Here is a 7,229-nt window from a genome sequence, read left to right as displayed (position 1 = left end):
CCCTGTGGGAGCGGGCTTGCTCGCGAAGGCGGTGTATCAGTCGCCATTGTGTTGAATGACACACCGTATTCGCGAGCAAGCCCGCTCCCACACTAACCGTCTACACCCCTAATTTTTTAGTCCGCTGCCAGCTTTGCTACGCGGCGGCTTTCTTGCGTCACTGCATTGTCATCTTTCTGTCATACAGGATCGCTAGGGTGTGCGCATGAATGATCTGGCCAATTCCACCATGACGACGACTTCTCCTCCCAAGCGCATTGATTTCAATACGCCTGAGCTGCAACGCAAGCGCCGCATTCGCGCGCTCAAAGATCGCCTGACCCGCTGGTACGTGTTGATCGGCGGCCTCGCCGTCCTCGGCGCCATCACCTTGATCTTCTTCTTCCTCGCCTATGTGGTTGCGCCCCTGTTCCAGGGCGCCTCGCTGACCAAGGAAGACGCCTTGACCCCGGCCTGGATCCAGGACGCCGGCAAGCCGTTGATGATCTCCCTTGAGGAACAGAACCAGGTCGCCATGCGGGTTTCCGACAAGGGCCAGGCACTGTTCTTTAATGTGGACACCGGCGCCGAGCTCAAGCGTGTCGACCTGCCGCTGCCAGCAGGCGCCAGCGTTGCGTCCATCGGTGAAGACCAGCCGGGCAGCCCGTTGGTGATCCTCGGTTTGTCGAATGGCCAGTCCTTGGTGTTCCGCCACACCTATAAGGTGTCCTACCCGGACGGCAAGAAAACCATCACCCCCGCGATTGAATACCCTTATGGCGAAACGCCAATCGTGCTCGACGAGCAGGGCCGCCCGCTGGAGCACGTCGCGCTCAACGCCACCGACTCGTCGCTGGTGATTGCAGGCTCCGCTGGCTCGTACCTGAACGTGCTGAGCCTGAGCCGCGAAGAAAACATGATGACCGGCGAAGTCACCAGCGAGCAGAAGCGTATCGAGCTGCCGCAAATGACCGAGCCGGTGAAGGCGATTTTCGTCGACCCGCGCCAGCAATGGCTGTACGTGATCAACGGTCGCGCCCTCGCTGACGTCTTCAGCCTGCGCGACAAGAGCCTTAACGGTCGCTACAAGCTGCTCGAAGACGGCAACGCCGAAATCACCGCCAGCACCCAGCTGGTGGGCGGTATCTCGCTGATCGTCGGTAACTCCAAAGGTGGCCTGGCCCAGTGGTTCATGGCCCGCGATCCGGATGGCGAACAGCGCCTGAAGCAGATCCGTACCTTCCAGATGGGCACCACGCCAATTGTGGAAATCACTGCCGAAGAACGTCGCAAAGGCTTCACGGCCCTCGACGCCTCCGGCAAGTTTGGCGTGTTCCACAGCACCGCCCACCGCACCCTGCTGGTCGACCCGGTGGTCGACGGCCAAGGCGTATTCGGCATGTCGCCACGCGCCAACCGCGTGATCGTCGAAGCCGGCGGCAAGCTGCAGCCGTTGCTGCTGGACAACCCGCACCCGGAAGTGTCCTGGAGCGCGTTGTGGAGCAAGGTCTGGTACGAAAACTACGACGAGCCTAAATACGTCTGGCAATCGACCGCCGCCAACACCGACTTCGAACCCAAGATGAGCCTGGCGCCGCTGACTTTCGGCACGCTGAAAGCCGCCTTCTACGCCATGCTGCTGGCCGCGCCATTGGCCGTTGCCGCCGCCATCTACACCGCCTACTTCATGGCCCCGACCCTGCGCCGCAAGGTCAAGCCAGTGATTGAGCTGATGGAAGCCATGCCGACGGTGATCCTCGGCTTCTTCGCCGGCCTGTTCCTGGCGCCGTATGTGGAAGGGCATTTACCGGGAATTTTCAGCCTGCTGATGCTGCTGCCGATTGGCATCCTGGTCGCCGGCTTTGTCTTCAGTCGCCTGCCTGAGTCGATCCGCCTGCGCGTTCCCGATGGCTGGGAAAGCGCGATCCTGATCCCGGTGATCCTGTTTGTGGGCTGGCTCTCGCTGTACATGAGCCCGTACCTGGAAAACTGGTTCTTCGGCGGTGACATGCGCATGTGGATCTCCCACGACCTGGGGATCACCTACGACCAGCGCAACGCCTTGGTCGTCGGCCTGGCCATGGGTTTTGCGGTGATCCCGAACATCTACTCCATCGCCGAAGACGCCGTGTTCAGCGTGCCGCGTGGCCTGACCCTGGGCTCGCTGGCCCTGGGCGCCACGCCATGGCAGACCATGACCCGTGTTGTCATCCTGACCGCCAGCCCGGGGATTTTCTCGGCGCTGATGATCGGCATGGGCCGCGCGGTGGGTGAAACCATGATCGTGTTGATGGCCACCGGTAACACCCCGGTGATGGAGATGAACCTGTTCGAAGGCCTGCGCACTTTGGCGGCCAACGTCGCGGTGGAAATGCCCGAGTCGGAAGTCGGCGGCAGCCACTACCGCGTGCTGTTCCTCTCGGCGCTGGTGCTGCTGTTGTTCACCTTCATCATGAACACCCTGGCAGAACTGATTCGTCAGCGTCTGCGCAAGAAATACTCGTCGCTTTAAGAAAGGTAGAAGTCTGTGAAACAGAACTCCCTGAATGGATGGTTCAAGAGCGGCGCCCCCGGCGTCTGGATCAGCGGTGGCGCGGTGTCCATCGCGGTCATCATGACCATTGGTTTGCTGGCCGTGATTGCGGTGCGTGGTTTGGGCCACTTCTGGCCGGCTGACCTGATCCAGGCCAACTACAGCGTGCCGGGCCAGGAAAACCATATCGTCATCGGCGAAGTGGTGCAGAAAGAAGAAGTACCGCGCGAGCGCCTGAAAAGCGCTGGCCTGCCGGTGCCGGATCAAGGCCCGGAATTCATGACGCGCGAGCTGATCAAGGTCGGCAACCGCGACCTGAACGGCAACGACTTCACCTGGATCGTCGGCGAGTGGCTGAAGGATCAGACCAAGCCTGAAAACCTGATGGCCATCGAGCGCCGTGAGTGGGGCAACTTCTACGGCACGCTGGTCAACGTCAAGCAGGATGGCAAGGTCATCGCCGAAGGCGAAGCCGCCTGGCCCGAGCTGCAAGCCCGTGTCGACCGCGTGAACAAACTCGCGGCCCAGCTCAAGAGCCTGGAAAAAACCGACATCGGCGCGATCAACTCAGGGCTGGAACGCATCCGCCTGCACGGTCGCAAACTGGAGCTGGAAGGCAAGCTGGACGCCACCGCTCAAGCCGACATGGACAGCGGCCGCGCCGAACTGAACAACCGTTACAAGGACATCGAAGCGCGCCTGGCCGACCTGCACACTCAGTTCAACCGCGACAGCCTGACCGCCCGCGACGCCAACGGCAAAGAACTGGAAATCGGCATCGGCAAGGTGGTGCATGCGTACCAGCCGAACGCCATGGGTTACATAACCAAGGTCGGTTTCTACTTCAGCAAGGTCTGGGAATTTCTCAGCGATGACCCACGGGAAGCCAACACCGAAGGCGGGATTTTCCCGGCCATTTTCGGCACCGTGATGATGACCCTGATCATGGCGATGATCGTGACCCCGTTCGGCGTGCTGGCGGCGGTGTACCTGCGTGAATACGCCAAGCAGAACATGCTGACGCGGATTATCCGCATCGCCGTGAACAACCTGGCGGGCGTACCGGCGATTGTCTACGGCGTGTTCGGCCTGGGCTTCTTTGTGTACGTGCTGGGCGGTTCGGTCGACCGGCTGTTCTTCGCCGAAGCCCTGCCGGCCCCGACGTTCGGTACGCCGGGCCTGCTGTGGGCCTCGCTGACCCTGGCGCTGCTGGCCGTGCCGGTGGTGATCGTGGCCACCGAAGAGGGCCTGGCGCGCATCCCGCGTACCGTGCGTGAAGGTTCTCTGGCACTCGGCGCGACCAAGGCGGAAACGCTGTGGAAGATCGTGCTGCCGATGGCCAGCCCGGCGATGATGACCGGCATGATCCTCGCCGTGGCCCGTGCCGCCGGTGAAGTGGCGCCGCTGATGCTGGTGGGTGTAGTGAAACTGGCGCCATCGCTGCCGCTGGATGGCAACTACCCGTACCTGCACCTGGACCAGAAAATCATGCACCTGGGCTTCCATATTTATGATGTTGGCTTCCAGAGCCCCAACGTCGAAGCCGCACGGCCACTGGTGTACGCCACCGCCTTGCTGCTGGTGCTGGTGATCGCCACGCTCAACCTGTCGGCGGTGTGGATTCGTAACCACCTGCGCGAAAAATACAAAGCGCTGGATAGCTAACACGATCCAATGTGAGAGCGGGCTTGTGTGGGAGCTGGCTTGCCTGCGATGCGGGCGACTCGGTTGAACAGGCACACTACGGTGATGCCATCGCAGGCAAGCCAGCTCCCACAAAGATTGGCGCTGGACACAGATTTTGAGTAAGCCGCTCCGGCGGTTCAACGAAACGAATTGGTAGCACAGGGAGCATCCCATGCAACATGAAACCCACACCCACGGCATCAACATGTCGGCCCTGGGTCGCGACAAGCAGAGCCTGAGCCTGGCCCAGGAAACCGTGGCCATCGAAGTGCCGGGCCTGAGCCTGTATTACGGTGAAAAACAGGCGCTGTTCGACGTCAGCATGAACATCCCCAAGCAGCGTGTGACCGCCTTCATCGGCCCATCCGGCTGCGGCAAGTCCACGCTGCTGCGTACCTTCAACCGCATGAACGACCTGGTGGACGGCTGCCGCGTAGAAGGCGCGATTAACCTCTACGGCACCAACATCTACCGCAAGGGCGAAGACGTGGCCGAACTGCGTCGCCGTGTGGGCATGGTGTTCCAGAAGCCGAACCCGTTCCCCAAGACCATCTACGAAAACGTGGTGTATGGCCTGCGCATCCAGGGCATCAACAAAAAACGCATTCTCGACGAAGCGGTTGAGTGGGCGCTCAAAGGCGCGGCGCTGTGGGACGAGGTCAAAGACCGCCTGCACGAGTCGGCGCTCGGCCTGTCCGGCGGCCAGCAGCAGCGTCTGGTGATCGCGCGCACCATCGCGGTGGAACCGGAAGTCTTGCTGCTCGACGAACCGTGCTCGGCACTCGACCCGATCTCGACGCTGAAAGTCGAAGAGCTGATCTACGAGCTCAAATCCAAGTTCACCATCGTCATCGTGACCCACAACATGCAACAGGCGGCGCGGGTTTCCGACTACACCGCGTTCATGTACATGGGCAAGCTGGTGGAGTTCGGTGACACCGACACCCTGTTTACCAATCCGGCGAAGAAGCAGACCGAAGATTACATCACCGGTCGTTATGGCTAGAGCGCGGTGGTTCTGATTGCATTGAATGCTGCGGTTCTCCGCACCTTACCGGACGCTCCAAGGACACCCACATGATCAGCAAAGAAGGCCTTACCCATCACATCTCCGCGCAGTTCAACGCCGAGCTTGAGGAAGTGCGCAGCCACCTCCTGGCGATGGGCGGGCTGGTGGAGAAGCAAGTCAACGACGCCGTCACCGCGCTGATCGAGGCCGACTCGGGCCTGGCCCAGCAAGTGCGCGAGATCGACGACCAGATCAACCAGATGGAGCGCAATATCGACGAAGAATGCCTGCGCATTCTGGCCCGTCGTCAGCCGGCGGCTTCCGACCTGCGTTTGATCATCAGCATCTCCAAGTCGGTGATCGACCTGGAGCGCATCGGCGATGAAGCCACCAAGATCGCCCGCCGCGCCATCCAGTTGTGCGAAGAAGGCGAAGCGCCGCGCGGTTATGTGGAAGTGCGCCACATTGGTGACCAGGTGCGCAACATGGTGCGCGACGCGCTCGACGCGTTTGCCCGCTTTGATGCCGACCTGGCGTTGTCCGTGGCCCAATACGACAAGATCATCGACCGCGAGTACAAGACCGCGCTGCGTGAACTGGCTACCTACATGATGGAAGACCCGCGCTCTATCTCGCGGGTCTTGAACATTATCTGGGTGCTGCGCTCGCTCGAACGCATCGGCGATCACGCGCGCAATATCTCCGAACTGGTCATCTACCTGGTGCGCGGCACCGACGTGCGGCACATGGGCCTCAAGCGCATGAAAGCCGAAGTTGAAGGCACCGCCGACCAAATACCTAATGTTCCGGGCGTTCCTGACGATAAGTAAGGTTGCCCGAGAAATTAACGCCCGGCCTTTGGCCGGGCGTTTTCGTTTGTGGCATCTGAATTTTTTGCACAGCGGGCGCAATTAAGTCCTTCTGTGATCCGCGAGTTTTGGCAAAATGCCACCAGTCAGGCGTTTTGCGTGCCGAAGTGTGAATAGGATGAAGGGTCGATGAGTAAAGTCAGTGTGTTGGTGGTGGATGACGCCTCGTTTATCCGCGACCTGGTGAAGAAGTGCCTGCGCAATTACTTCCCCGGGATCAAGATTGAAGACGCGGTGAACGGCAAAAAGGCGCAATCCATCCTGATGCGCGAGACCTTCGACCTGGTGCTGTGCGACTGGGAAATGCCCGAAATGTCCGGCCTTGAGCTGCTGACCTGGTGCCGTGAGCAACCCCACCTGAAGGCCATGCCGTTCGTGATGGTGACCAGCCGTGGCGACAAGGAAAACGTGGTTCAGGCGATCCAGGCCGGCGTTTCCGGCTACGTCAGCAAGCCGTTCACTAACGAGCAGTTGCTCAACAAGGTCAAGCAGGCCCTGCACAAGATCGGCCGTCTCGATGCGCTGGTCGCCAGCGCACCGACCAAGATGAACTCGGCGTTCGGCAACGATTCACTGAGCGCCCTGACCGGCGGCAAGCCTGAAGCGGTCAAGCCCGCGCCTGTGGCGGCCCCGAGCAAAGGCCTGCTCAACAGCCCGCCGGTGCAGGCACCTGCCTCTGCGTCGCCTGCCAGTGGGCGGGGACAAGGCCAACTGCGCCTGTCCAGCGGCACACAGCAATGCGTGATCAAGGCGCTGAGCATCAAGGAGGCGCTGCTGGTGGTGCGTCGCGGTGAAGTCCTGCCCCAGGTGCTGGAAAGCGCCGTGCTCGACCTTGAGCAAGGCGACAACGCCGAAATCGCCCGCCTCAACGGCTACCTGCACGCCATCGTCGCCTACGAGCCCAAGCCCGACAGCGACTGGCTGCAACTGACCTTCCGGTTCATCGACCAGGACGCGCAGAAGCTCGACTACATCTCCCGCCTGATCGCGCGCGGTACGGCGCAGAAGCACTTTGTACCGGGTGCGTGATCAGAGCCCAGACGCTATCGATTGAACAACACAAACTAAATGTGGGAGCGGGCTTGCTCGCGAATGCGGGTTATCAGTCACTGGATATATTGACTGAACCACCGCCTTCGCGAGCAAGCCCGCT

General features: G+C 61.0%; 5 protein-coding genes. All 5 read left to right on the top strand.

Annotation, left to right across the window (positions count from 1 at the left end):
* The first annotated feature begins 457 nt into the window (after window positions 1-457).
* The 5 genes from WBB95_RS03760 to WBB95_RS03740 all read left to right on the top strand — a co-directional run bounded on the left by WBB95_RS03760 (window position 458) and on the right by WBB95_RS03740 (window position 7,105).
* Complete coding sequence (locus tag WBB95_RS03760) at window positions 458-2,491, top strand: ABC transporter permease subunit (protein ID WP_424486357.1); 2,034 nt, start codon at window positions 458-460, stop codon at window positions 2,489-2,491.
* Between the two features lie 15 nt (window positions 2,492-2,506).
* Window positions 2,507-4,177 carry a phosphate ABC transporter permease PstA gene (pstA, locus tag WBB95_RS03755; protein ID WP_424486356.1) on the top strand — a complete coding sequence of 557 codons (1,671 nt, stop codon included), beginning with the start codon at window positions 2,507-2,509 and terminating at the stop codon, window positions 4,175-4,177.
* 193 nt (window positions 4,178-4,370) lie between these two features.
* On the top strand, window positions 4,371-5,204 hold the full coding sequence (gene pstB / locus WBB95_RS03750; protein WP_056860879.1) for a phosphate ABC transporter ATP-binding protein PstB: 834 nt from the start codon (window positions 4,371-4,373) through the stop codon (window positions 5,202-5,204).
* Window positions 5,205-5,275: 71 nt separating this feature from the next.
* Window positions 5,276-6,037 carry a phosphate signaling complex protein PhoU gene (gene phoU, locus WBB95_RS03745; RefSeq protein ID WP_424486355.1) on the top strand — a complete coding sequence of 254 codons (762 nt, stop codon included), beginning with the start codon at window positions 5,276-5,278 and terminating at the stop codon, window positions 6,035-6,037.
* A gap of 168 nt (window positions 6,038-6,205) precedes the next feature.
* Window positions 6,206-7,105, top strand: coding sequence for a response regulator (locus WBB95_RS03740; RefSeq protein ID WP_424486354.1), 900 nt, complete (start codon window positions 6,206-6,208; stop codon window positions 7,103-7,105).
* Window positions 7,106-7,229: the final 124 nt, after the last annotated feature.

This window comes from Pseudomonas sp., from assembly GCF_049645325.1.
Taxonomy (GTDB): domain Bacteria; phylum Pseudomonadota; class Gammaproteobacteria; order Pseudomonadales; family Pseudomonadaceae; genus Aquipseudomonas.
The sequence above is the reverse complement of the archived record's forward strand: the minus strand, read 5'-3'. Positions and strand labels throughout refer to the sequence as shown.